A 26379-nucleotide genomic window follows, 5' to 3' on the forward strand; every position below is an offset into this window, starting at 1 on the left:
TTCTGTTTGGGCTTAATCTAGTTCTAAAAACGTGCGTATCTCCGGTAATTTTTTCATACCGTCTTCATAGCCAATTTGCATTAAATGCTGGGTGTAGCGTTTTTCAAACAATAGATAACTGGTTAAGCTCGATTGCGAATGCTTTTTAACACCTATGGTACGTAGCAATACTTTAATAGCCCAAGGCATATCGTCGTAATACTGCGCTGCAATAGCATTAAAGTTTTGCGATGGGTTAATTACAAAGGTATCTATTTGTTTAAGTTCTTGATGTTTGTCACGAGCGGGTAATAGCCCTAATGTTCGGTTAACACGAGCCAAACGCTCTAAATCCGATTGCATAGTGTCGGTAAATACACTGTCTAGTAAATGCCCTGCAACAGCTGAGAGTCCAGGATAATGTGGCGAATAACCCGGCGGGTGTAATTCTTTAGGTTGATCGACCCCAATAATAAATATTTTTTCAGCGCCTAAATGAATCGACGGACTCAACGGAGAAAGTTGATGTATAGAGCCATCCCCAAAGTAATGGTTATAAATATTTACACTTGGAAACACCATAGGAATGGCACTTGATGCCATTAAGTGCTCAACATTAATACGAGTTGCGCGGCCTTCGCGTTTAGCACGTTGCCACGATGTTTGCGTATTAGATTGAAAAAATGCAACCGAGTCACCCGTTGTATAACTTGAGGCTGTAATAGACAGCGCATCTAAATAATTACGGTGTAAATTGCGCTCAATGCGGTGTAAATCTAAAATCTCGTTTAATAAACTACGCAGAGGGCGGTTATTTAGTAAGCTCGCTGGCGGGTGGTTAATATGCTCTGACTGAAAGCTCGTTAAGATATTGCGAGCAATATGACCAAACACGCTTAAAAAGTCACTTTTATAGACCATAGAGGTTGAAAAGTTTTTCCAAACTGATTCGAGCTTTCGTACAGCCAAATGCGCACAAGAAGCGTAACATGCCAATGCAGCTGAGTTAATAGCGCCAGCGGAGGTGCCATTTATTACTCTAAATGGCAATGGAGCAGTACGAGGCATACTATGAGCTAGCGCTTTTAGCACACCGACTTGATAAGCAGCTCGTGCGCCACCACCTGTAAGTAATAAGGCAGTTTTAGGTTTTTGTGGATCAACTTGCTTGATTTTCATATTGGTGGTTAAACTGTTCTACGTCTTTACTTTATTTATTAACTGTAAGTCTTTAAGCTAGAAGAATCAAAGGATAACTGCCCTAATGCTTATTACATTATTTAATCACCCAATTTAGTAGGTAACTTACTTTGCTATAATTGCCGTAATATAAAATGTCATAGTATTTGTGTAAGAATGAATTTAATCCACTTAGCGTACTCTAAGTGATATCGCATTTTAATTTTTATGGAGTTCGTATGTCAGATAAACCAGAAGCATCAGATGTTCAAAAACGTCCACCTAATAACAATATTCTTTTCGCCGTTATTATTTTAATAGTCGTAGCATGTGCGGCCGCCTTCGTATTGCTCACACCAAGTGACGAGCAAGAAACACGCACTGAGGTAGAGCCCACAGTTAAAGAGCAACCTATGATGGAGCTCAAACCCGAGAACGACCCAGTGGTAGACGCGCCATCTGTAATGCCAGAAAAACCAGCCGAGCTTGAAGTACCAGCACAAAGCCCGAGCGAGCCAGAGCCTGAAGTAGAGCCACTACCAACGCTTAACGAAAGTGATGCAGTTGTGGTTGCTAAAATGGATGAGTACCTAAGCGACTCAGTAATGAGCCTAATGGTAACCGATGATGTAATTCGCCGTGGTGTTGTATTTGTAGATAACCTAGCTAAAGGTAAGGTAGCTAAAAAGCACACGCCTGTTGTACAGCCAGAAGAGAAATTTAGCGTTAATGAAGGGGATATCCTCACAATTAACCCTAACAGCTACGAGCGTTATACCCCGTATGTGAAAATATTTACCAGTATGAGTGCAGCGCAAGCCGTTCGCATGTACGAAGAGTACAAGCCACTTATTAATAATGCATACAGTGAAATTGGCTACGGCGATGATGAGTTTAATCAAACGCTAACCGATGCAATCGATTTATTACTTGATACGCCAGAGCCTGAAGGTGACTTGCCGTTACTTCGCGACTCAGTGACGTATCAGTATGCGTTTTCGGAGTGGGAGCAATTACCTGCTGCGCAAAAACAGCTTTTACGTATGGGTCCAGAAAACATGAAAAAAGTAAAAGCAGCACTTCGTAATATAAAAGCGCAGTTAGAGAACAATTAATACGCACTAAAACAGCTAAATACGTCGCGATTGTATATGAAGTATGCAATCGCACTTTCTTTTTAGATTATCCCTTGAATAACAGAGCAAAAGTAGAGATAATCCTTCCCGCGCCAACCAAGGCCCTCAATGGTAGTCTTATTGGTCCTCTCGCAACACTAGCAGGCGAACCTGGTCAGGCCCGGAAGGGAGCAGCCACAGTTTGTGACGTGTGTGCCGAGATGTGGCTGGTAAGACTGCCACCCAAATTCCTCATTTGGGTGTTTAAACTAATAAATTTATCTCCTCAAAAATAATTCCTCTAATTAAATAATACTATTTATTTATAGATTACTTTATAAATTCCTTTATAAATTATTGTGTTATTTTTGTAAAAAATATTACTAATAACTACATGATAATATTAATTAAAAGTAAATTAACCTCCCTTTTAAACATGTTGCTCATCCTCGATTCGTAAATACGACTTAAGTCTAGATTGTGTAGTACGAAGTTAGGATTAGAATAATGTGAAATTTAGAAAGGGGCTCAAAATGAACTTGGAACGTATTCGCAATAGTAATCTACACAATAAAGTTATGTCTGCTGAGCAGGCTAGTCTGTTTATTAAAGATGGAATGACTGTAGGGATGAGTGGTTTCACTCGTGCCGGAGAAGCTAAAGCAGTACCCAGAGCATTAATTGAGCAAGTCAAAAAAAATCCAATCAAAATAAACTTAATGACGGGTGCGTCATTAGGTAATGATCTCGACAAGCTATTAACGGAAGCGGGAATTTTAGCGCGTCGTATGCCTTTTCAAGTAGATAGCACTTTACGTAAAGCGATTAATAACGGCGAAGTTATGTTTATTGATCAGCATTTATCTGAAACGGTTGAGCATCTACGCAATCATCAATTAACCATGCCTGATGTGGCTGTTATTGAAGCCGTCGCTATTACCGAAAAAGGGCATATTGTGCCAACGACATCGGTAGGTAACTCAGCCAGTTTTGCTATTTTTGCCAAACAAGTCATTGTTGAAATTAATATGCTGCATAACCCGAATCTTGAAGGTTTGCACGATATATACATTCCTTCGTATCGTCCTACTCGCCAACCAATGCCGTTAGTTAAAGTAGACGACCGTATTGGTAGCACTGCTATTCCTATCGACCCTGCAAAAATTGTTGGTATTGTTTTTACTAACCAAAGCGACTCGTTTTCTACCGTTACCGACCCTGATGAAGACACCGCATCTATTGCGCGCCATTTAGTTAACTTTTTTAAAGAAGAAGTGGCTCAAAATAAATTGCCAGCTAATTTAGGACCGCTACAAGCAGGCATTGGTAACATTGCAAATGCTGTGATGATGGGACTACTCGACTCTGACTTTAAAGACCTAACAATGTACTCTGAAGTACTACAAGATTCGACGTTTGACCTAATTGACGCAGGTAAGCTTAGTTTTGCATCGGGCAGCTCAATTGTGTTGTCTGAGCGTTGTAACGCGCAAGTATTTAATAACTTAGAGCAATACAAAGACAAGCTAGTGCTACGCCCTCAAGAAATTTCGAACCACCCTGAAATAGTCCGCCGTTTAGGAATTATTGCCATAAACACTGCACTTGAGTTTGATATGTATGGCAACGTAAATTCAACACATGTTTGTGGCACGCGAATGATGAATGGTATTGGCGGCTCTGGTGATTTTGCACGTAATGCTCATTTAGCAATATTTGTGACTAAATCAATTGCTAAAAATGGGGCTATTTCAAGCGTAGTGCCTATGGCGAGCCATGTTGATCATAACGAACACGATGTTGATATTTTAGTAACCGAGCAAGGCTTAGCTGATTTACGCGGTTTAGCGCCGCGTGAGCGTGCTGTACAAGTTATTAAGCACTGCGTGCACCCAGATTACCGTGACGATATGTTAGATTACTACAATCGTGCATGTGAGCGTGGCGGGCATACCCCTCATTTACTCGAAGAAGCGTTTAGTTGGCATATTCGCCTTGAACAACAAGGCAGCATGAAAAAAATATCTGCAACAGATGCTCCAGTGCAACTGTCTGCATAAGCATTTTGGTTTATTAAAATTGAATTAGTTAGTTTTATACTTACTTTTGAACCGCACTAGTGTCAGCTCAATCAGCTTTGATTAGTGCGGTTTAATAAAAACTGTAAGTCCAAAATAATTTTATACCTACTCTTTGCATACCTTTCTTAATCACCTTCATTACTGTTATTTTATTCACTTAGGTTTAAGTGCTACTACCATTATTAAGTGTGTAATGTGATTATTAAAAATACAGGTACTAAATGGCATTTTATAGAGGATTACAAGAGCGACCTTACAGTAAAACCAGTTAAGGGCTTGGTTTATATTTTGCCTGAAGGTTTTGAGTCTGATTTAGCATATTGAATAAATACGTGCGTTAACTTTGTAGAACCTTTACTACCCAAACCTTTTAAAAAACGACCCGCACTCAAGTAAATTAGCGAAGTATCACCTTAATTAAAATAAGCACTGCAATCAAATTACTGGCGCTATGAGTATGAATGCTACATAATTGAGCGACTGCTCACTTATGCGTTTTTTACTTATGTATGATTCATACTGTTTCAAAAGACGCTTTAAATTTTTAGTAAATAAAAGAGAGAATGTAATGATTAAAGTAAGCGTACTATACCCAAAGAATGAAAGTGCTACTTTCGATATGGACTACTACTGTAAAACACATTTACCCCTAGTTGCAGAGTTAGTTGGTAAAGCGCTTATATCAAGTAGTGCCGATGCAGGTTTAGCAGGTGGCGCACCGGGCGAAGCGCCAACTTATATTGCTATGGGGCATTTAGTGTTTGAATCGGTAGAATCTTTTCAGCAAGCCTTTGCACCTCATCAAGAGGTAATAGCCGCTGATTTAGTTAACTTTACTAACGTGTCTCCAGTAATTCAAATTAGTAATATTGCGGGATAAATTACACGCTAAATACTAATTTAAGAACTACTTAATAACCCCTACCGCATTTAGTGCAGTAGGGGTTTTATTTTAACTGCAATAAAAGGGCTAGCGCTCTGTTTTAAGTAATATTAGTTCTAATATTTAGATGTATTAAAGTTGCTCCTGTGTTGATTATGAAAATGATAAGAGTTATCATTTAGCTTGTTGGCTATCTACACTTCTCCCAGGAATTATCATGTTTAACCCTAATTATTTGGCATTAAGTATTGCTGCGTCTTTTTCTGCTTTTTCTAATATGGCATTTGCAGAGCAAAATAACGATATTGAAAAAATAGAAGTAACTGGCCGTGCCCAGCAATTTTACCTAGAAACAGAAACTAAAATTGGTACCAAAACTAATTTAGATCTTATTAAGCTTCCGCAATCGGCTCAGGTATTAACCGAGCAACTTATTATTGACCAAGCCGCGCGCGACATTACCGATTTATACCGCTCAATTGCGGGAGTGAGTGAATACAGTTACTCAGGTGTAACTTTTCGTGGTTTTAGAGACGATGCCAATGTATTTTACGATGGCGTACGTGGCGACCCATATTCGGGCTTTGGTGTACCGCAGTTATTTAATGTTGAACGTGTTGAAGTTTTAAAAGGGCCTGCCTCTGCTTTGTATGGCGGTGGCGAACCTGGTGGGATGATTAATTACGTAACCAAAAAGCCAAGCTACACACAAAAACGCGAACTAAAGCTTACTTTAGGTAACTACAACACCCGTGGTGCATCACTTGATATGACCGGCGGTTTAAGCGATACAATGGCTTATAGATTGGGTGGTTACTATGAAGAGCAAGACAGCTTTCGTAACAATGCAGACTCAAAAAACACCGAGCTGACAGGTGGATTGTTATTTGATTTAAGTGATTCAACAACCCTAACCACAAGTGTTGACTACATTAAACAAGACCTAGGCGGAAACCGCTTACGTGGCGTACCGGTAGATGACAACGGTAACTTTTTAGTTGACCCAAGTTATAACGCCAATGAGTCGTTTGATTATCAAAATATGGAAGCTTTGGTGCTTCAAGCAGAACTTAGCCATTACTTTAATGATGATTTTTCGTTAAGTACTACGTTTCGTTACATGGATAACGAGCGAGACCAAGCCTACCATGAGTCGCAAAGCTGGGTAGATGTAAACGGTGATGGCGTTGCCAATATTGACGATGAAACGATTAAGCGTGAATACCGTAAGCAATTTCGTGCCAATAAAGAGGCAAGTGTAACCACCGACTTTGTTTATAACTTTGGACAAGGACAATTAACACATCAGTTTTTATTTGGTGGTGATTACCACACCGTTGATACCGAATATGACTACTTTCGCGCCCGATATGAGGCCGATGGCGTCGCTAATTTAAATATTTTTAATTTAAACTACGGTGAAACCGATCCAAGTACTTATAACCTTACCGACATGAACCGCGATGGCGTAGATACCGACCGATTTGGTGTATACGCGCAAGACGTAATTAGCATAGGCGAGCAGTGGACAATAATTGCAGGTTTGCGCTATGACCATTTTAAAGAGTTTAATCAAGAAACTGGTTTTAGTTACTCAGATAGCGACATAACGCCGCGCGTTGCTGTTACTTATCAGCCAGTAGAAAACACATCGGTATATATTAATTACTCAGAGAGCTTTAACCCTACATCGTCAGCCGACCAAGAAGATGTAGAAGGCGAAGGTAATTTAGAACCAGAAACCGGTAAGCAAACCGAGCTGGGTATGAAAAACCAATGGCTTGATGGCAAAATAATGAGCACCTTTGCAATTTACCAAATTAATAAAGAAAACGTGGTAATGAGCAACCCTGACGATACGGGAGCGGGGGATGGCATTGCTGCACTTTTAAATATAGGTGAAGTAGAAAGCCGAGGATTTGAAACAACTTTAGTTGGCGATTTGTCAGCGCACTGGACCGTAACGGCTAACTACGCGTACAACGATACACAAGTGGTAGACGGCGTAACGGGTGATACGCTTTCAAATACATTTGGAGACGGTTCGCGCTTTGCTAATGCACCACGCCACCAGGCAGGTTTATGGACTCGCTACGCTATTGATTCAATTGACTCATCAATTGCATTTGGTGCAAATTACGTAAGTGAGCAACTTAGTACAAGTGGTCAAAAAGTAAAACCATTTACCGTATTTGATATGAGCTGGACGAGTCGCTTTGACGACGTATTGCTGAGTGTAAATATTAATAATCTGTTTGATAAAGAATACGCGGTAAGTGGATTTAGTGAGCGAAATGGCCACTTTCCTGGCAGCCCTCGTGAAATTATTGGGCAAATAACTTACAAGTTTTAATACTTATTAGCGCGAGAGTTACTCGCGCTTTTTTTAAGTGTCGCCTTGCACCTTTTTACCACTATTAAATTTAGCGGTTTCTTGAGTAGTGTTAATAGCCGTAATAGGGAAGGGGATTACAATACCTTCTTTTTTATAGCGTTTATGCAGGGCTTTTATAAAAGCAGATTTTACCCAAAAGCGATTAAAGTATTCTTTAGCTCTAAGCATCACCGTAAAGTTAATGCTTGATCTATCAAAGGTATGAAAAACCACAAAGGTATTGTAATCATCAACGCCCCATTCGTGTGAAATAAGTATTTCACGAGCCACTTCAAGTGTTACTTGTTCAACAAATTCTAAATCTGAATCGTAATGCACACTTATATCAACAGGCACGCTTAGCTCTTTTTCAGGGTAAAAGTAATTAATAATACGCGACTTAGATAATTGGCTATTAGGTATAATAATCATATTGTTAGGTAGCATTTTAACCCATGTAGATCGCCAGCCTATATGATCAACAAAGCCTTGCTCCTTAGATTCAAGCTCAATAAAATCACCCACTCTTATGGGTTTATCTATTACTAGCTGCACGCCAGAAAAAAAGTTTTCGAGGGTAGGTTGCAAAGCAAGGGCAACAGCCAGTGATGTAATACCTAATGAGGCAATAATGGGCGTAATAGAAATACCTAACGTGCCCATTAATACCAGCAATCCCACTGACGATAATGTAACGCGTATCACGCCTTTAATTATGCTTTTTGAATTAAAAACCACGGCAGATTGTTTACCATAGTAATTAATAGTGCCAATAATAAAGCGGTCTAAAAACATAATAAGTGCAAGCAGCGCTAATACAATATTAATGCTATTAAAAGGGATCTGCTGAGAAATAGAAGTACTAATAATGAAGGTGTCGTGCTCTAAAATGGTGAGTAGCACAATAATTGTGCACAGTGTAAGCGGCTTAGATATTGACTCTATTAGTAATGTATCGAATATAAACGTGGTTTTTGAAGTCCATTTTTTTAGCCAGTACATTACAAAAAAACGAATTAAAAACAGTAGTATAGCTATAAGTAAAAGGGAGGACGCTGCGCCTAACCAAGGTGTGCTGTTAGAAAATTCCAGCGCTTTATTTAGCATAACTTAAACCTGTTCAATATAGTTTTATATATATTGCAGCAAGTTATGTACCTTTGTTTGGGTAAAAGTAGCTGCCGAGTTTAGTCGGCAGCAAATATTATACTTTTTTGGCTAACCACATACCGCCTAGCACGGCTGCAAAAAACAATAAAAACTCCATTTTAAGAGATACTAATTGAACCAAGCCCGGGCCTGGGCATATACCACTTAAACCCCAGCCTAAACCAAAAAGTACCGAGCCGATAATTAAGCGCGCATCAATATTTTTTAAATTACTTAAATTAAACGTTCCTGAAAGAAGTGGCTTCTCTTTTTTTGCAACCCATAACCATGTAAGCATCATTATTAGCATGGCAACAGCCATCACTATAATTAAGCTTGCGTCCCATTGATTTCCATACGTAAGAAAGTTAATCACTTTAGCAGGGTTTGTCATCCCGCTAATAATAAGTCCTAAGCCAAATATAAAGCCTATAACAACCATCATAATTGCTTTCATTATTTATCCTACAAGGTTTGCTGTAATGAAGGCGACAAGCATAAATGTGCATGTTGCAACCCAAGAGCGAGTAGAAAAGCGCGACATGCCGCACACACCATGGCCACTTGTGCACCCATTAGCTAACGTTGTACCAGCGCCAACTAAAAGCCCTGCAACAACAATAAGCCAAGACGGTAATTGCAATTCGCCTTCTAATAAAGATGGCGCAAATACCCTTACAGCGACTCCTGCCAACAATAGCCCTAAAATAAAGTATAACTGCCAACGAGAGTCTGAATTTGCTTTAGCGAATACAGACTTAACAATGCCTGATATGCCCGCAACTTTTCCGTATAAAACCAGTAATAACGTACACGCTATACCTATTAATGCCCCGCCTATTGCAGCCGATACTGGGGTGAATTCTGTTATCATTTTTAAATTTCCCAAACAATAGAAACGCCTAAACCGGTTTGTTTCATTTCGATTGATAATTGTTGATTAGGCGCTAAGTAGTTAGCACCCGTTACTTTTTTTGCTGGCGAATAAAAAGCCATAGCGTTTAATTGTACCTTGTTGGTAAAAGAATGGCTAAAGCCAGTAGTAAAATGCCACTCTTGAACGCCCGGGGCTAAAATATTAAGCAAAACGTTTGATGAAGGAATAGGTTGCTCGGTATAAGATACCCCAAAACGAATTTTTTGTTGCGATGTACGTTGCCACTGATAGCCAAGCTTATAAATAGTCATATCGTTCCAGCCAAACCCAGCGCCGGCATCAGCCCCTAAAGGTGCTGACATCAAGTTACTGATTGGATTTGCAATACTTTTTACTTCGCTGTAATTTATTTTTTGCCAATCAAATACAACCTGATTAGCTGGGGTAAGCTTATAAGCTGCACCAAGTTGAAACGAACTTGGCAGATCAAATCCGCCTTGCTCTGCAAACAAACCTTTATAGCTATCAAATTCTTGCATAGACACTGATGAGCGGTAACTTGCTCCCCAGCTTAATGACGAATTTATATCTTGGCTAATACCTAGTTGAATGCCTAAGCCTGTGCTTGTATCGGTGCCATTATTTGTAAGCGCTTGGGGTGATTGCGAAAAAGGAGCAAAGTTTCCAAGCCCTTGCGCTTCAAACTGTTGCACCACGTAAATAGGGGATACACCAAGGCGTGTTTGTTCATTCAACTCATAGCTTACTGTTGGGCTAATAAAGAGTTGTTTTAAATCAACGCCCGTTGTACCAGCGTAAAAAGTCCCCTCAGGAGAGGATTCTGCGCCGTACTCGGTATTCATACCGCCGTTGCCATACACTAATAAACCAATATTTACTTTTTCATTTAATTGATGGCCAATAGCAAACTCTGGAATTGCAAATACGGTGTTGTCGCTTTTTTGTGTTTTTGCTTCAAGATAAAATGCGCCAGGGTAAAAAGTATCTACTTTTGATGCAGTATATTTTCGTTCAGGTGAAAAAAGCTCTAAGCCCAGTGATAGCTCTGTTCCGTTAGGTAAAAAGGTTGCTGGATTATTAGCGCCAGACATTAACTCTTCTGACAGCGCTACACCTGCGCCAGCCATGCCTTTGTGGGTCATGCCATAGCCGTGAGTAAAATAACCATTAGTAGCAAATGCACTGAACGAACCTAACGCACACGTTAAAGCTAAGCCTGAAATTAACTGTTTTTTCATTTTAGTAAATACATAAAGTTGGAATGGGCGGACAATAGCTAATTTTTGATATTCTAAAAAGGAATTTAAATAGATTAGTTATAATAAAAGGTAATACGGCAATGGTTATAAAGTTAAAATAAATGAGCGTAGATTGCTATTCAGCCTTAACTTAAGTTAAAAGTTTCGCTAACGTATTGAGCTGTAGTGATATTTAAGTATGCAATCGGTAGCTATAAACTTTGGTAGTAAAAGCTTGCTGGTAAAAGGAGCGTTTACGTATTAACAGCAGTTTAAAATATATTTATTAATTAACGTTTAGCTCATCCAAACAATCACTCTTAAATAACGCCATTGTATGTAAAAGCAAAGCGGCGATTAATATCACCGCTTTTAAAAATCACATAGATTCGAGCGTTTTACCGCGTGTTTCTTTTATGTATTTAACGACAAAAAATATGCTTATAAGTGCCGATAACGCATAAAAGCCATAAGCACCGGCAAGTCCAATGTTAGCCAGCATTATAGGGAAGGTCATGGTAATTGCAAAGTTAGCAATCCATTGTGCGCTAGCCGCAACAGCAAGCGCTGCACCACGAATACGATTATTGAACATTTCGCCTAATAATACCCATACAACAGGGCCCCAACTTAAGCCAAAAAATACCACAAATAAGTTAGCCATAATAAGCGCAAACGTACCCATGTTATCGCTAAGGGCAAGTTTGCCTGCTTCATCAAGGCCTGCACTACCAAATATATAAGTAAGCGCGCTTAAGCTGATAAACATACCAATACTGCCTACTAATAGCAGTGGTTTACGGCCAATTTTGTCAACTAGGGCAATGGCAATAAAGGTCGATACAATATTAGTAGTACCTGCGAGTACATTTATAAATAGCGATTGCGACTCGTCAAACCCAGCGGCTTGCCAAAGCTCAGAGCCGTAATAAAACACCACGTTAATACCCACAAATTGCTGAAATACACTCAGCGCAACACCCACCCAAACAATTGGGTGTACTTTTTTACTGTTATCAATAAATAAATCGCGAATACTTGGCTTTTTATCGCTATGCAATGAGCGTTTAACATCGCTTATTTGCGCATCAACATTGTCGTTCGATATTTTACTAAATACCGCTTTTGCATCATCCACTTTACCTTGCGCCACTAAATAACGAGGCGACTCCGGAATAAACAAAACACCGACTAAAAACAGTACAGCAGGCACAAGCTCAGCCCAAAACATCCAGCGCCAAGCGGCTATATCAAGCATTAAAATATTTTGCGCGCTGCCTGCTGCATCAGCAATTAAATAGTTACTTAAAAAAGCAGCAAACAAGCCCAATACAATAGCGAGTTGTTGTAGTGTAGCTAAACGGCCACGTAGTGCTGGTGGCGCAACTTCTGCAATATAAGCTGGCGCCAATACCGATGCAGCACCAATACCTAAACCACCAAATAAACGGTAAAAAATAAACTCCGCAGAGCTTTCGCTAATGCCTGAGCCAAGTGCACTAATGGCAAAAATAATAGCAGTGATGATCATAATTGCACGCCGACCAAATTTATCAGCCAGCGGCCCCGCAGCAAGTGCACCTAGGGCGCACCCTAATAATACCGAGGCAACATTAAAGCCCGTAGCTACACTGCTTGAATTAAATGCATTACCGAGTGCCGACACCGTGCCGTTAATAACGCCCGAGTCAAAACCAAATAAAAAGCCACCAATAGCAGCAACGGCCGATATAAATATTACGTAACAAAGAGAGGTGTTTTCAGCTGTGTTGGCTGAGTGGGAAGGCGGTGTGTGCGTTGTCATTATATGCCCTGAAAGTTAAATTAAATTTAAAGGAGCATAATATCGTAAAGCGCTATGGCTGAATACATTTGTACAGGTATAAAGGGTTTGGCGAGTATAAATTAAGCCATTTTTAAAGGCTTTAGTTTAAGGGCTTTAATTTAAAGGTATTAGCTTAAAGACGTTAGATTCAATACTTTGAAATTAAGTAGCGCCTTTTAAATAACACATGCTGAATTTCAATAAATAATATGCTTTGTATAGGAAGTGGCTGTTTTTTCCAATCTTACTTATCTGTACCTTTAGGTGTGTTTTTGCAATTGCATAAACTGATATGAGGTTTAGTAATTGTTTACATGCGGTTATTTGGTGGTTAAGGTATATGCATTGAATATAGGAACATTGTCGGTTTATAAAACGACAAATATCGTCGATTAAGTTGTTATGTTTACTTCAAGCTCAGAGTGTTAATGGAATATTTATGCCAATAAAAAAATGGATTTTTCAATACGCTATAGCTCTACCAATTATTTTTTCTCTGTTGACAGGCGTTCAATACTTAAAAGGCAGAAGTCTAGAATACTCTATTGAATTCGGTATTTTGTGGGCCTTAGTATCGGTAACCATTTTTGCTATTAGGCGTTTCTACAATTATCGCAAAAATATTAATTGTGCTGTATGTAATGATATACCTAATAACAATCAAGATTCTGGTGGTAGGTAAACATAATAAGTAACAGTTGGCTACGTTTCGCTTCGCTACACAGTTTAGCCAACCATTACTTAGCCTGTTATCTAAGCGTTAGTTTTCAAATAAACTTATGGAGTCAATTTTGAGGTTATTTTGTCTTATTTTAATCATGTTCGTATCTGGATGTGCAAGTATTTATGGGATTACTGGTGCTGATGAAGGAAAAAGAGTCGGCAACTCCTTTAAGTACAATATTATCCATCCGGGCTTGGGTGTAACAATCATTGAACCATATAGTGAAAAATTAATTCCTATAGAAACTATTGGTAAAAGTTCTCCCTCTCCCTTAAACCATACGATAAAATTTGGGACTTCCGAAAATATGCATACGCTAAAGATCGTTGGGAAGTATGAGAAGGACTTGTATCTTGATGATGCATACTATGGTTCTATCTGGAATGGAGATGTACTTGTAAAAAATGGAGTACTATTTATTAATGGTAAAATTGCCGAAAAAATTGAAAACTAACAAGGCAAGTCATCGGAAAAACACTTGCTGGCTGCGTCAGAGCGCTCGCGTTTCCAGCTGCGTGGGACGTTATAAGCACGGATGGATATGAGAGCACTTTATCTACTTTTAATTTTAGTTTCTATAAATATAAGTGCTGATGCTTACTTTCCCAGCTGCTTTGAGTCCTCTACTTTTGAGAGATATGGGAAAAAGCTATTTATTACACCAGATGATTTGTTAAACCGTCCTAATTGGGACTTAGGTGATGGCGAACCACCAATATCAATTGGTAATGCAACAGAAAAAGTTATGTCATTTCTTCGTGATAAATACAGTGTTGAAGACGTGATATTTGCATTTGTTCACCTAAAGAGCCAAGTTTGTTTAATAGACCAGCAAATGCAAATAGTTTGGTTTTACGTTTTCGCTGCTGACACACCAATTAGTCTTGTTGGTATCTCAATGACTGGACGATTGATTGAGGCCGTAGAATGACATTTAAAAGAATATTTTTAGCACTATTCATAGTGCTAAACCCTCCTAAATCACAGCCTACCCCTTAAAACTCTCAAAGTACTCTTTTTGCAATTCTATAGTGAGTGCTTTAGGGCGAATGCCTTGTACTAGGCTGTATACTTCTTCTTTTATGTAACCTGCCGAATTTAAAATAAGCGCAGCGACCAACCCTGTGCGGCCTGTACCGCCTTTGCAATGTATGGCAATGGTTTGTTTGTGTTGTATGGCCTGTAATATGTCGGTTTTGTGGGTGTTCCAGCTTGATGTAAAAGGCTGTTTGGGTGCTTCGTCGTCATTTATAGGTAAATGAAACCAGGTTATATCGTGCTTATTGCACTCACTATTAATTGTTTCTACGTTGTTTTTTTCAAGTTCTTTTTGTGGCATAAGCGACAGCAGCACGTTAGCGCCAGCAGCTTTTAATGTAGCGATTGAGTCAGCTAGGTTTTGTGTTTTTGTACCAGGGCAAGGCGTAAAAATAATATTTGCGCCGTTATTAAGTGATAAAACATCGTACGGATGCGCGCTCATGGTAAGTCCTTTATTTTTAATGAATTTGCTTTAATAAGCTCACTATAGCGTGTTTTAGTTACAAGTTTAAGATTGAATAATAAGCACAAATGCTAGATACTGTTTTTATATACAGTTGTGGCGATATTATGAAAAAAGAATTACCAGCAAAATACTATTTAGCGCATTTTAGAGAGCTTATTGAGTTTGTAACTAGTAAATGTATGCATTTACTTGAGCCCAAACACAGCGAATTTATTAGTAAAATTAACCAGCTAGATGAGCAAAGCCAGTGCATGTTGGCGCGTGTGTATTCGCGAAAGCCTTATTTAGTGCAGGCGCAATCGCTTAATTATGAAGAAATAACCTCGCCGCATCAGGCTATTTATACGCTAAAAAAAGCGGGTATTTTATTTGAGCCAAACGAGCAGCATTATTCGCAGCTTTTAGCGCACTTAACCAAACCTTCTTTGGTTGAGTTGCTAAGTAATTACAGTGAGCAAATTAGCTTTAAAAAAAGCGCCGCTAAAGGCGCGCTGGTGGATATTGCGCATGAGTTTTTTAAAGCATGCCCACAAGAGCTTGCGCCACTTTATAGCCAGTACGTAATTAATAACCGCAGTGATTACTACGAGTATTTTGAGTTTTTATTTGCAGGTAAACTAAGCAGTGGTGATGTAAATCATCAAAACCGTTTTGTAATGCGAGACTTAGGCTTAACCGCTACGCGCGAAGGACACAGCGAGAGCTTGTCGCGCTTTGAAACACTTGACGAAGCGCAATCAAACTATTTATTAAACCGTTACCGGTTAGCATTTAAAAATATTACAGATGAGAGCGATTACGTCGCTTTAGCGTCGCAGGTTTTAGAGCAAGCTGCACATGGTGCAATAGCCGTTGTATTAAAAAACAAACTATTAGTTAGGCTTTATAGGCAGCTAAAAACAGTTGATAGCGAACTTGCTTTTAGTTTACTTGAAGGGTGCGCGGATGATAGCGAAGCACAAGAAATTCAAATAAGAGAGCAATACAGGCTTGGCAATAAAGAGTGGGTAAAAGCACGATTAGAAGCCATTATCGAAAACCCACTTACTGATGATTTACTTTATTTTGCTGACGATTTTTTAATGCGTAAGTTTAATAAAAAAACACGTTCGCGTTTAAGTGCCATGCTTGCCGACACCCAATGCGTGCTAAAAATAGATGAACTGTACCGAGGTGAAGTAGAGCAGGGCGTAAACGATTATTATACTCGCCAAGGTATGCAGGTATTTAATACCGAAAACACGCTTTGGCAAAGTTTGTTTGGTTTAGTGTTTTGGCATGAGTTATTTGTGGAGTCGCCTTATCCGCCATGCAATGAGTTTGATATTTATCCGCAAGTATTAAGGCTTGGTAATTTTTATGAAGCGCAGCAAACACAGATAAATGAGCGCTTAGCTCAGTGCCAAACGTCGCAAGCATTACTTAATTTAGTATGCAAAAATGCAGCGCAATACTTTGATCAGCCCAATGGCTTATTTAGATGGCGCAGCAATTTATTAGAGCCACTAGAAGCGCTTATTTTAAACAGCCCACTTGAGGCACTAATTGCGCACTTAACGGCTATGAGTAAACATTATTTACAGCTAAAAGACGGCTACCCCGATTTAATGGTCATTAATAATGGCCAAGTACATTTTGAAGAAGTAAAAGCTCCAGGCGATAAGCTTAGGCGCAACCAACTTACCACCATAGATAATTTAAAAAATGTGGGCTTTACGGTACATATTGCCGCAGTTAAGTGGTTTGTAGATCCAAACCGTGTTTACAGCGTAGTTGACATAGAAACCACGGGCGGCTTAAAAGGCGGCAACCGAATTACCGAAATTGGCATAGTTAAAGTGCAGCACGGTAAAGTCATTGATACTTGGACAAGCTTAGTTAACCCCGAGCGCCATATACCTGGCTTTATTACGTCATTAACCGGTATTAGCGACAGTATGGTTTACAACGCGCCTGTATTTGTCGATATAGTTAAGCCGCTATTAGATATACTCGCAGGCAGTATTTTTGTAGCCCATAACGTTAATTTTGACTACGGCTTTATTAAAAAAGAATGCGAGATGGCAGGGCACTTTTTTAAAATGCCAAAAATGTGCACCGTGGTTGAATCGCGCAAAGCGTTTAAAGGCTTAAAGTCGTATTCGCTTGGTAACCTTAGCAAGCATTTTAATTTAAATTTAACCAGCCATCACCGCGCATTGGCCGATGCAACGGCTACTGCTGAGTTATTATTACTTATTCAGCAATCCCAAATTAGTGAATAAACAGCAGCCTTACGTAAAAAGTAGTATGCACTTTTAAGTACTTAACTTACTTTAGCTAAGTGCTTTTTTCGTGGTAAAAAACCAGTAACCAGCATAGTGCCCACAATAACAAATAATGCGCCGAGTAACGTATTTGGCCCAATTTGCTCATCTAAAATTAAATGCCCCCAAAAAATGCCAAATAGCGGAATTAAAAACGTGACTGTTAACGCCGAGGTAGGGCCTATATCTTCGATTAATTTAAAAAATAAAATATAAGCAAGTGCGGTACACATTACTCCTAATACGAGTACACCAAGCATAACGTTGGTGCTTGGAACTTCACGCATTGGCATAAATAAGATAAGCGGCAATACCATAAAGCTTGAAGCCCACATTGAGCCATGTGCGTTATCGAATGGGGCCAGTTTAGGCGCGTTTTTAGTGTAATGCGATGCAATGGCATAGCAAAGTGATGCGCTTAATGCTGCGACTATGGCCCAAATTGATTGGCTATTTAACACAAAATGATTTTGCCCAACCAAAATAACTACGCCAATTAAACCCAGCAGTAAACCAATCACCATACTTTTATTGGGCTTTGTTTTTGTCCATAAAATTCCAACAACAACACCCCATATTGGTGTTGTAGAATTTAAAATTGAGAGTGTGGATGCGCTGATAGTTTGGGCTGCGTAAGCAAAAAATAAAAACGGCAGAGCAGAATTAAACGCGCCTATAATAAAAAAGTGTTTTTTATGTTGGACAAACGCTAAGCGGCGCTTTAAGTAAAGCGCCACAATAAAGAGGGTGAGTGCGGCAAAGCCAACTCTAAATTCTATTAACACCGCTGGGCCTAAGCTGTTAGCTGCCATTCGCATAAATAAAAATGACGCGCCCCAAATTGCAGCCAGAAAAAATAACCGAAGTAAACTTGCTAAGCTCATGATAGTATTTTAATTATACAAACAGGATTACACAATAGCAGGCTTTGCAAAGAGTGTAAGCCAGATTCGGTACTCGCATATAAAAAATAATAAAGGACTAGTTATGGCTAAATGTATATCGGTTGCAGCAATTTTGGCTGTAGGTTTATTAGGTGGGTGTGGGTCGACCCCTGTTAGCCTATACAGCGACAATACAATGAAGAAAAAAGAATACAATGGTATTAAAGCTTATAAAAAGGGGCTCTACGAGCAAGCTTTTTATGATTTAAAAGAGCCGGCAGCACTTGGCTATAAAAGTGCACAATACACGTTGGCATTCATGTTTTTAAAAGGCCAATACTTGGAGCAATCTACTAAACTAGGGATGGGGTGGCTAGGTGTTGCAAAAGAAGCGGGGGTTGAGAATTGGTCTGCGCAATATGATGCATTTTACAGTGCAGCGACTACGCAGCAAAAACAACAAATAGACGAAACAGTTGAATTATATATAACGCAATTTGGCGTTAAAGCACAAAATATGACCTGTCGGCGTTCGGCTTCGCCTAGGCGTACATTTGGTGAAGTTAAAATTGATTGCACTAAGCACGAAGGTAGCGTTACCGAGCACGACATACAAATAATAGAATAGAGTTATGACTTTTCTAGCTTCTTTTCAAAGTCGCTTTTAACTATTTCAAGTGCTTTAAGTACTTCTTCTGGAGCAACATCGTGTTGCTCTAGTATCATAATTAAATCTACTGCAAGTTTAATATGTGTAGGGGCTTGATCAAGTGGACTTGTCATTTAACTCTTTCTTTTTTGATATTTGGCTAATGGCAACGTTTATTGCGGTTTGTACACGTTGTTCCATATGTATGCGTTCTGATTGCGGTAAATAAAACGCCATATCTACATCGTAGCGAATATATCGTGGCGGGAGCTGATTTAGTACCGTACAACAAAAGTCAGCCATTACATCTTCATCATATTTTTCATCAAGTTTAAGTTTGATAACTTCCTCGACTACAATCTTTTCGTAATAGTTGTGTATGTCTTCGTGTAATCGCATATTCCCACCGCTTTAAAATAATCCGTTTAACTGAGTCTATACTATGGCTTGCTATAAATCGATAGCGGCTTTAAATAGTTGTTTATGAACATTAATTAGTGAACTCAAATTACGCTGATAACCTCCGCCTAGGCCGCACATTAGTGGGATTTGGTGTTGCTTACAAAAGTTGAGAGTAAAAAAGTCGCGTTTATATACGCCATTGAGCGATACATCAAACAAGCCTAACTCGTCTTTTGTGTAAATATCAGCACCTGCATTATACAAAATAATATCGGGGTTATGAATACGCACGCAAAAATCGAGTGCTTGCTCTAATGTAGCAAGGTACTCAGCGTCGGTTGTTTTAGCGGGCAATGCAAAATCGTAGGTGGACTCTTGCTTATTACGAGGGAAATTTTGCTCACAATGAATTGAGCAGGTAATAATTTGGTCATGATTTTGAGTGATTTGTGCTGTGCCATCGCCTTGGTGTACGTCGCAATCAAAAATTAAAACAGTGTCGGCTTGCTCTGTATTTATTAAATGTGCTGCTGCAATAGCTAGATCGTTAAAAATACAAAAACCGCTACCGTAATCACTGTATGCATGATGATAGCCACCACTTAAATTAGCCGAAAAACCATGTTTTAGCGCGTGTTCACTACTTTGGATGCTTGCCCCAACTGATAGTAATGTGCGCTCTACCAATTCATTTGAATAAGGAAAGCCCATTTTTTTTATGGCTTTATTGCTAAGCGTGCCGTTTAAAAAGTTATTTATATAAGTTTGATTATGACATAGTGAAAGTTGAGATTTGGTTGCTTTTTTAGGCTCTTGAAAGTGAATAGCCGAAACACCTAGTTTTTCTATTTCTGTTTTAAGTAACTTATACTTTTGAATAGGGAATCGATGACGTTCTGGGAGTATAAGGTCTGAATACAATGGATGATAATAAAGCTGCATAGTAAAGTGCGCCTTAACGCAGCTGCTGTTTTTCTACTTGTTGAATTTTATCTTCGGTGGCAGAAATTGCTTTTCTGCAGCGGCCTAATCGAGCGTGTGTGCTTAATATTTCAAGGTTAAGCTTTTGTGCTTTAGCAGGTGAGGCTTTATCCATTTGCATTTTTCGCTCTTCAATCATGAGCACTAAACGGCGTTCAAACTCATGGTTTTGTTTTAATTCGTCGTAAAGCTCATGGGATGATTGCATTATTTTTTGCACAGCTTGCTTATAAACGGTTTGCTTAGGGCGTGGTTTATAATGGCTTTTGTTTTCTTTAACCCAAATAGGGGTAGATTTAATAACATTGAATACAGCTTGTATTTGAGCTGCAATACGTTCAAGCGCGTAGGTATAAGCATGGCGATGCTCGCTTGGCGGTAACCTTGAAACTTCATCTTCTATTTCTATCACGTAATCGACTAGGTTCATGCTTTTGGTACTAAAAACTGCGCGGTCAAACAAGCTAGGTTGTGCTTGCATGTAACGATTTTTAGAAAAAAGTTTAGCTTTATCAAATTGCTCAGCTTGTTGTTTTAGCGTTGCAACTTGTTGACGTAGTTTATCTAAAGCCATTGAATGCATATTAAAAGTAAGCCTCGTAAATTAGTTTTAATGCTAAAAGTATAACCATAGTATTAAATACTGGGCGAATAAATTTGCTACCAAAACGTATTGCTGAATGCGCCCCAAACCATGCGCCTAGCATAATAAAAAAGCCCATTGTTATGCCAAGTAAAAAGTTTACATGGCCGAGTGCAACAAAGGTAATTAAAGATATAAAGTTAGACACAAAGTTCATTGAACGCGCTAAACCACAGTTAAGTAGCAGGTTCATTTTGTAAAGCATGCCATTAGAAGCAGTCCAAAATGTACCCGTACCTGGGCCTGCTAAACCATCAAAAAAGCCTAATGCTAAACCTTGTAGCCATTGTTTTATTTTCATCGCTTTGTTTAGTTTAGGAAGTTCATCGCCTTCGGTAGTACTTAAATTACCAAATAAGCTATAGCCAGCAACTAAAATAATAATAATCGGGAGTAGTTTGTTTAAAAAATCGATACTTAAATGATCAACAATAACAGTACCTATCAATGCACCTATTGCAGTGGCAATAATAGAGGCTGCCCAAAATTTAGGACTAAATAAGTTCTTTTTATAGTATGTATAGCTTGCCGTTAACGAGCCAAAGCTAGCCGCTAATTTATTGGTGCCTAATGTTAAATGTGGAGGTAAGCCAGCAGTTAATAAAGCGGGTACAGTTAACATGCCACCGCCACCGGCGATAGCGTCTATAAAACCTGCGGCAAGTGCAACAGCACATAAAACAGCCCAGGTTGTTGGATCGAGTGCGAGTTCAAACATTAATAATCTATTTGTCTTTTAAAAGGTGGTAGGGTGTCGAGCATGGCTTTACCGTATCGCTTAGTAACTAAGCGTCTATCGAGAATAGTAATACAGCCTTCATCACTCTCTTTTCGCAGCAGTCTACCACAGCTTTGTACCAATTTCTTTGCGGCGTCTGGCACGGTAATCGTTAAAAACGGGTTACCACCTTTGCTTTGTACAAATTCTGCTTGCGCTTCTTCTATCGGCGAAGTAGGTACAGCAAACGGAATTTTAGTGATTATTAAGTTCTCTAGATATTTACCAGGTAAATCAAGACCTTCCGAAAGGCTCTGAGTTCCAAATAAAATACTGCCTTTGCCTTCGTCTACATTTTTAGTGTGTAATTTAAGCAACGCTTCTCGCGACATCTCACCTTGTACTAATAAGTTAAAACCTTTTGTTCTAAGAAACTTTGTTACGTGGTCCATTTGCCAGTAAGAAGCGAATAGTACAAGGTTCGCTTTTTTATCATTTAGGTACTCTGGTAAAGTTTTAGCTAGGTGATCACTAAAGTCTTTATCGGTAGGTTCTACTTTAGATACCGGAATACGTAAAGTGGCTTGTTTTGGGTAATCAAAAGGAGAAGGTACTTTAATAAATTTAACGCCTTCTTCTTTAGCAAGCCCTGTTTCGTAAGCAAAGTGATCAAACGAGCCCAGTGCACTTAATGTAGCAGAGCACAAAACAGCGCCCGCGCATTCTCGCCACAATTTATCTTTTAAGTAATAACCGACCTCGATAGGGCAGTCGCTTAATAAGTGATCGTGATGGCTTTTATATTCAAGACGTTTTATCCACCGTGCATGGGGAGCACCTTCGCCTTTTTTTGCGTAACTAAACCATAGTTTGTTTAGTTGCTCTAAGCGGTTTATGTATTGACCGCTTTCGCCTAGTAATGGGTCGGCAACGTAAGGTTTTATATCGCCGTCGCTTACATCTTGGGTAAGGGTGTCGTGCATTTTGTTTAAACAGCGCAGCGCATCTTGCGTGGCTTCGCTTATGTCTTTTGCTTTACTGTGCAGCGATTCTGGAATTTCACCGTGCTCAAAGCGATAAGTATCGTCTTTTGAGTATTCAAAGTCGGCATTATCAAGAATATCGCGAACTACTTTTAAGTCTTTATTTGCGTCGTTAATACTGTCGCAAAGTTTAAAGTTTTGCCCAATGGCTCTTTGCCCTACTAAAACCTTCGCCATTTTCCCGCTAAACTTAGTGAGCTTATCAAGCCATTCTATTGTGCCTTTGATTGTGGCAGCAGCAGATGAAAAATCGCGTGTTATATGTGCTAAATGGTGCGCTTCATCAATTACATAAATGGTATTGTCGGGCTCTGGTAAAATTTTACCGCCGCCTAAATCTAAATCAGCAAGTAGTAATGAGTGATTAATTACCAGTACGTCCATTTGCATCAATTGATTACGAGCAAGCTGAAACGGACACGTTTGATGAGCCTTCATTTGGCGCTGACACGAATGTTTATCGCACGCTATTAAGTTCCACACTCTATCGGGTACGGTATCGGCCCAACTGTCTCTATCGCCTTGCCATTTTTTATTCACATAGGCGTTATATAGCTCATTTAAACACTTGGTTTCCATTGCGCTCAATGGTGAAGTAAGTGTTGGCATAAAGTCCATTTGTGTTTGGCTATCGCCATTTACAGCATTATGTAATTTGTGAGCGCAAATATAACGATGGCGACCTTTTACTAAATCAAATTTAAAGTCGAGGCCTGAATGCTTTTTAAAAAATGGGAGCTCTTTTGCTATTAATTGTTCTTGCAGTGCAACGGTTGCGGTAGAAATAACTAACTTCTTTTTTTGCGCTAAGGCAAGAGGCAACGCGCCTAAACAATAGGCAAGAGACTTACCGGTACCAGTGCCTGCTTCAATTACGCAAATGCGCTGCTTTTTATGGTATTCGCCAGCAAGTGTTTTTGCTATTTCGGCTACAAGATAATTTTGACTGCTACGAGGGCGATAATCTTTTAGGTTACTAGCCACATGCTGGTGTACTTGCCTAATTGTTTTTTTTAGTGAGTCAGAAAGCATGGGATGATTTACCTAAAGTATGTATATAATTACAGTGCTATGGATTTTAGAGTTATAAGAGTGTAACTACAAGAAGTGATGAGATTAATTTAGCAAATAAAGTATCTGAGTGTTTATTTAGGTTGGATGTATGGCTTTAAAGCATTTTGAATTAAGTAAAAACTTACATATATATGTATAAGGTTTAGTAATAGTGTACTTAACAGACGGTTTTATTGTTTCTTCTCATGCGTATGATACTGCAAGCGGCATATGTTACGAAGCATGGTTTTGCAGTGATAAAGGGCCTATAAAAACAACATCAGTTAACGAGAATGCGCTGTTTTTTATTAAAAGCAAAGATGCTGAAATAGTGAATGAAATATTAGCCGCTGAATCACTTACCTTTAATGTTAAAAGTCTTGGACTAAAAAACTTTCAGCAAGAAGAAATGTCGGCTTGTTATTTCAACTCACTAAAACATTTTTATTCTGCTGCTAAAGCTTTAAAGCAACGTGGAGTTGTATTATTTGAAGAAGATATTCGACCAATAGAGCGTTATTTAATGGAGCGCTTTATAAAAGGAGGAGCTTGGATAACGGGTAATGTTTTTTATCAAAATGGTTATACATTAGTAACAGAGGCAAAATTAAAAGCAAATGATGAGTATTCCCCAGCTCTTAATAAGCTCTCGTTAGACATTGAATGTAACGAAAGTGGCGTTTTGTTTTCTGTTGGACTTGTGGGCTGCAATTTAGATTGTGTTTTAATGATTGGCGAGCCAGATAGGGAAACTGAAAACCTAGAGTTTGATATTATTTGGTGTGTAGATGAGGCTGAGCTGTTAAGGGGGGTAGAGCATTTTATTAAGCTTAGCGATCCTGATGTCATAATTGGGTGGAATATAATTGAGTTCGATTTTTCGGTTATTCATGAAAGAGCTGAAGCACTAGGCATTAAGTTATTACTGGGTAGGGGAGATCAACCTTTATATGTTCGCAAAGGACACTTTACTCGAGTATCGATCCCTGGGCGATGTGTGGTTGATGGAATAGACACTTTAAAAAATGCTACATATAGCTTTGAGAGTTTTTCTTTAGCTAATGTTTCAAATCAAGTGTTGGGTGAGTCCAAATTAATCGACACGGCTAATAGTCTGCAGGAAATTATTAGGCAATTTAATGAAGATAAGCTTTCTTTAGCAAAATATAATCGACAAGACTGTATTTTGGTAAATAAAATTTTTGATAAATTAAAGCTACTCGATTTTTCTATTATAAGAACAAAGCTCACAGGATTAGAGCTTGAAAAAAAGGGCGGCTCTGTCGCTGCTTTTATCAATATGTATTTACCAATGCTGCATCGCAGCGGTTATGTTGCTCCTAATATGGGCGATCATGGGCTTACATTCGAAAGTCCTGGCGGTTATGTAATGGAGTCCATTCCTGGGCTTTATAAAAATGTCATTGTTTTAGACTTTAAAAGCTTGTATCCCAGTATTATGCAAACTTTCTATATTGATCCACTCGGACTGATAGAAGGTTTAAAAAATCCGAACCAGAGTGTGCAGGGTTTTAATGAAGCCCTATTCTCGCGCGATAAACATCACTTACCTTTATTAATTAAAAGCTTAGCCTCACAAAGACAGCTTGCCAAAGACAATCAAGATCAAATGCTTTCTCAAGCAATTAAAATAATAATGAATAGCTTATATGGTGTTTTAGGCTCAAAAGGATGCAGGTTTTACGATCCCAGGTTATCCAGCTCTATTACATTAAGAGGGCACGAAATAATGCTACAAACTAAAAAATGGATAGAAGAGCTTGGCTATAGCGTTATTTATGGTGATACCGATTCTACATTTATTAAGCTGGACGATGATTTAACTCACGACGAGTGTAATGAGATTGGCGTGTTTTTAGCTAAAAAGATAACTACAGATTGGGTTAACGAGATTAAACAAACGCACAACTTAACAAGTCATTTAGAAATAGAATTTGAATCTCTTTATAGCCCTTTCTTTTTGCCAACCATAAGGGGGAAGCTAGTTGGCTCTAAAAAGCGCTATGTCGGTAAATTAATTAAACCAAACGAGTCAAAATTAGTATTTAAAGGATTAGAAACAGTAAGAAGTGATTGGACTAAACTTGCTCAACAGTTCCAGTTCGAACTATTTACTAGTCTTTTTGATGGAAACTTGAGCATAAATGACCTTGTTAAAGACTATACAACAAAGTTATACCAAGGTGATTTTGATCATTTACTCGTTTTTAAGAAGAGACTAGGTCAAAACTTAATCGATTATAAGAAAAATATCCCCCCTCATGTTCAAGCAGTTAAAAAACACCAGAAAAAAAATAGCGAATTTACGGTCAATAGAGGTGAATTTGTTACATTTGTTTACACAACCGCTGGAGTTGAGCTGTATCAAGACCTTCATAGCTATGACTATGCAATTTATGTAGAAAAACAGATTGTACCGCTTTTGGATATGGTAGAGCCGATAATTAATCAAAATGTAAATGATTTGAAGAAGAATCAGTTTTTATTATTCTAATTAGTTTCTTAATTGGATGTTTTTGATTAAATAATCCACTTTTATGCTTATAAATCGTACGACAGCCCCGATTTCACTAAAAATATCATTAAAAAACCTTTTAGTGGTTAATATTTGATTAACAAAGGTTGGCTTTTTAGCTTTTTTTGTTTACTATTTGTTTTAGTCACTGTTAATGGCATGTGATAATAAAAAATAATTAAATAATAGTTGCTTCTATAAAGTTGTAACAC

The 26379-nt window shown here is 38.7% G+C and carries 24 protein-coding genes and 1 other RNA gene; 11 read left to right on the top strand and 14 right to left on the bottom strand.

Annotation, left to right across the window (positions count from 1 at the left end):
- Positions 1-12: 12 nt before the first annotated feature.
- A complete protein-coding gene (locus JG479_RS05340; protein ID WP_039484320.1) occupies positions 13-1158 on the bottom strand; it encodes a patatin-like phospholipase family protein in 1146 nt (381 codons plus the stop codon).
- Between the two features lie 239 nt (positions 1159-1397).
- Here JG479_RS05340 and JG479_RS05345 point away from each other — a divergent pair, with 239 nt between their 5' ends.
- The 5 genes from JG479_RS05345 (at position 1398) to JG479_RS05365 (ending at position 7590) form a co-directional block, all read left to right on the top strand.
- Positions 1398-2273, top strand: a complete 876-nt coding sequence (locus JG479_RS05345; protein ID WP_197120690.1) for a DUF3014 domain-containing protein — start codon at positions 1398-1400, stop codon at positions 2271-2273.
- A gap of 139 nt (positions 2274-2412) precedes the next feature.
- Positions 2413-2509, top strand: an RNA gene (gene ffs, locus JG479_RS05350) — signal recognition particle sRNA small type.
- A 297-nt stretch (positions 2510-2806) separates the two neighbouring features.
- Complete coding sequence (locus JG479_RS05355) at positions 2807-4333, top strand: acetyl-CoA hydrolase/transferase family protein (protein WP_200220089.1); 1527 nt, start codon at positions 2807-2809, stop codon at positions 4331-4333.
- Between the two features lie 589 nt (positions 4334-4922).
- Positions 4923-5234 carry an EthD family reductase gene (locus JG479_RS05360; RefSeq protein ID WP_200220090.1) on the top strand — a complete coding sequence of 104 codons (312 nt, stop codon included), beginning with the start codon at positions 4923-4925 and terminating at the stop codon, positions 5232-5234.
- Positions 5235-5454: 220 nt separating this feature from the next.
- On the top strand, positions 5455-7590 hold the full coding sequence (locus JG479_RS05365) for a TonB-dependent siderophore receptor (RefSeq protein WP_200220091.1): 2136 nt from the start codon (positions 5455-5457) through the stop codon (positions 7588-7590).
- Between the two features lie 33 nt (positions 7591-7623).
- Here the strand turns inward: JG479_RS05365 and JG479_RS05370 are convergent, their stop codons facing one another.
- From JG479_RS05370 to JG479_RS05390, 5 genes are all read right to left on the bottom strand, one after another.
- Positions 7624-8718: a mechanosensitive ion channel family protein gene (locus tag JG479_RS05370; RefSeq protein ID WP_200220092.1), complete on the bottom strand. Its 1095-nt coding sequence runs from the start codon at positions 8716-8718 to the stop codon at positions 7624-7626.
- A gap of 97 nt (positions 8719-8815) precedes the next feature.
- Positions 8816-9217, bottom strand: coding sequence for a DUF6691 family protein (locus tag JG479_RS05375; protein WP_200220093.1), 402 nt, complete (start codon positions 9215-9217; stop codon positions 8816-8818).
- Between the two features lie 3 nt (positions 9218-9220).
- Entirely contained in the window at positions 9221-9634 is a 414-nt protein-coding gene (locus JG479_RS05380) for a YeeE/YedE family protein (protein ID WP_197120687.1), read from the bottom strand.
- A 2-nt stretch (positions 9635-9636) separates the two neighbouring features.
- Positions 9637-10896, bottom strand: a complete 1260-nt coding sequence (locus JG479_RS05385) for an OmpP1/FadL family transporter (RefSeq protein WP_200220094.1) — start codon at positions 10894-10896, stop codon at positions 9637-9639.
- Positions 10897-11275: 379 nt separating this feature from the next.
- Complete coding sequence (locus JG479_RS05390) at positions 11276-12700, bottom strand: sugar porter family MFS transporter (RefSeq protein ID WP_200220095.1); 1425 nt, start codon at positions 12698-12700, stop codon at positions 11276-11278.
- A 460-nt stretch (positions 12701-13160) separates the two neighbouring features.
- Between JG479_RS05390 and JG479_RS05395 the strand changes: the two genes are divergently transcribed.
- From JG479_RS05395 to JG479_RS05405, 3 genes are all read left to right on the top strand, one after another.
- Positions 13161-13403 (top strand): hypothetical protein, encoded by a 243-nt coding sequence (locus JG479_RS05395; protein WP_193226673.1) that lies wholly within the window; start codon positions 13161-13163, stop codon positions 13401-13403.
- Between the two features lie 109 nt (positions 13404-13512).
- Complete coding sequence (locus tag JG479_RS05400) at positions 13513-13899, top strand: hypothetical protein (RefSeq protein WP_226929071.1); 387 nt, start codon at positions 13513-13515, stop codon at positions 13897-13899.
- 87 nt (positions 13900-13986) lie between these two features.
- Positions 13987-14376: a hypothetical protein gene (locus tag JG479_RS05405; protein ID WP_157600354.1), complete on the top strand. Its 390-nt coding sequence runs from the start codon at positions 13987-13989 to the stop codon at positions 14374-14376.
- 57 nt (positions 14377-14433) lie between these two features.
- On the opposite strand, the gene JG479_RS05410 is transcribed toward JG479_RS05405, so the two are convergent.
- Positions 14434-14928, bottom strand: a complete 495-nt coding sequence (locus tag JG479_RS05410) for a phosphatase domain-containing putative toxin (protein WP_200220096.1) — start codon at positions 14926-14928, stop codon at positions 14434-14436.
- A gap of 89 nt (positions 14929-15017) precedes the next feature.
- Between JG479_RS05410 and JG479_RS05415 the strand changes: the two genes are divergently transcribed.
- Positions 15018-17216 carry an exonuclease domain-containing protein gene (locus tag JG479_RS05415; RefSeq protein ID WP_200220097.1) on the top strand — a complete coding sequence of 733 codons (2199 nt, stop codon included), beginning with the start codon at positions 15018-15020 and terminating at the stop codon, positions 17214-17216.
- Between the two features lie 41 nt (positions 17217-17257).
- Here the strand turns inward: JG479_RS05415 and JG479_RS05420 are convergent, their stop codons facing one another.
- On the bottom strand, positions 17258-18142 hold the full coding sequence (locus JG479_RS05420) for a DMT family transporter (protein ID WP_200220098.1): 885 nt from the start codon (positions 18140-18142) through the stop codon (positions 17258-17260).
- 103 nt (positions 18143-18245) lie between these two features.
- Between JG479_RS05420 and JG479_RS05425 the strand changes: the two genes are divergently transcribed.
- Complete coding sequence (locus JG479_RS05425) at positions 18246-18770, top strand: sel1 repeat family protein (RefSeq protein WP_182672041.1); 525 nt, start codon at positions 18246-18248, stop codon at positions 18768-18770.
- A gap of 2 nt (positions 18771-18772) precedes the next feature.
- On the opposite strand, the gene JG479_RS05430 is transcribed toward JG479_RS05425, so the two are convergent.
- Genes JG479_RS05430 through dinG form a run of 6 tightly spaced genes read right to left on the bottom strand, consistent with a single transcriptional unit; the run spans position 18773 to position 23610 of the window.
- Positions 18773-18925 carry a DUF2496 domain-containing protein gene (locus JG479_RS05430; RefSeq protein WP_076915489.1) on the bottom strand — a complete coding sequence of 51 codons (153 nt, stop codon included), beginning with the start codon at positions 18923-18925 and terminating at the stop codon, positions 18773-18775.
- Entirely contained in the window at positions 18909-19190 is a 282-nt protein-coding gene (locus tag JG479_RS05435; RefSeq protein WP_002958257.1) for a late competence development ComFB family protein, read from the bottom strand. The genes JG479_RS05430 and JG479_RS05435 overlap by 17 nt, the downstream gene beginning before the upstream one ends.
- Before the next feature lie 51 nt (positions 19191-19241).
- Positions 19242-20135, bottom strand: a complete 894-nt coding sequence (locus JG479_RS05440; RefSeq protein WP_200220099.1) for a histone deacetylase family protein — start codon at positions 20133-20135, stop codon at positions 19242-19244.
- Between the two features lie 13 nt (positions 20136-20148).
- The gene (locus tag JG479_RS05445; protein WP_002958255.1) at positions 20149-20757 is read right to left on the bottom strand and encodes a primosomal replication protein; all 609 of its coding nucleotides are present in this window, start codon (positions 20755-20757) and stop codon (positions 20149-20151) included.
- A gap of 1 nt (position 20758) precedes the next feature.
- Entirely contained in the window at positions 20759-21535 is a 777-nt protein-coding gene (locus JG479_RS05450) for a sulfite exporter TauE/SafE family protein (RefSeq protein ID WP_002958254.1), read from the bottom strand.
- A complete protein-coding gene (dinG, locus tag JG479_RS05455; protein ID WP_138488786.1) occupies positions 21535-23610 on the bottom strand; it encodes an ATP-dependent DNA helicase DinG in 2076 nt (691 codons plus the stop codon). Before dinG ends, JG479_RS05450 begins: the two co-directional genes overlap by 1 nt.
- A gap of 193 nt (positions 23611-23803) precedes the next feature.
- Between dinG and JG479_RS05460 the strand changes: the two genes are divergently transcribed.
- Positions 23804-26146 (top strand): DNA polymerase II, encoded by a 2343-nt coding sequence (locus JG479_RS05460; protein WP_200220100.1) that lies wholly within the window; start codon positions 23804-23806, stop codon positions 26144-26146.
- The last annotated feature ends 233 nt before the right edge of the window (positions 26147-26379 follow it).

Source organism: Pseudoalteromonas sp. LC2018020214, assembly GCF_016598755.1.
GTDB classification, from domain to species: domain Bacteria; phylum Pseudomonadota; class Gammaproteobacteria; order Enterobacterales; family Alteromonadaceae; genus Pseudoalteromonas; species Pseudoalteromonas distincta.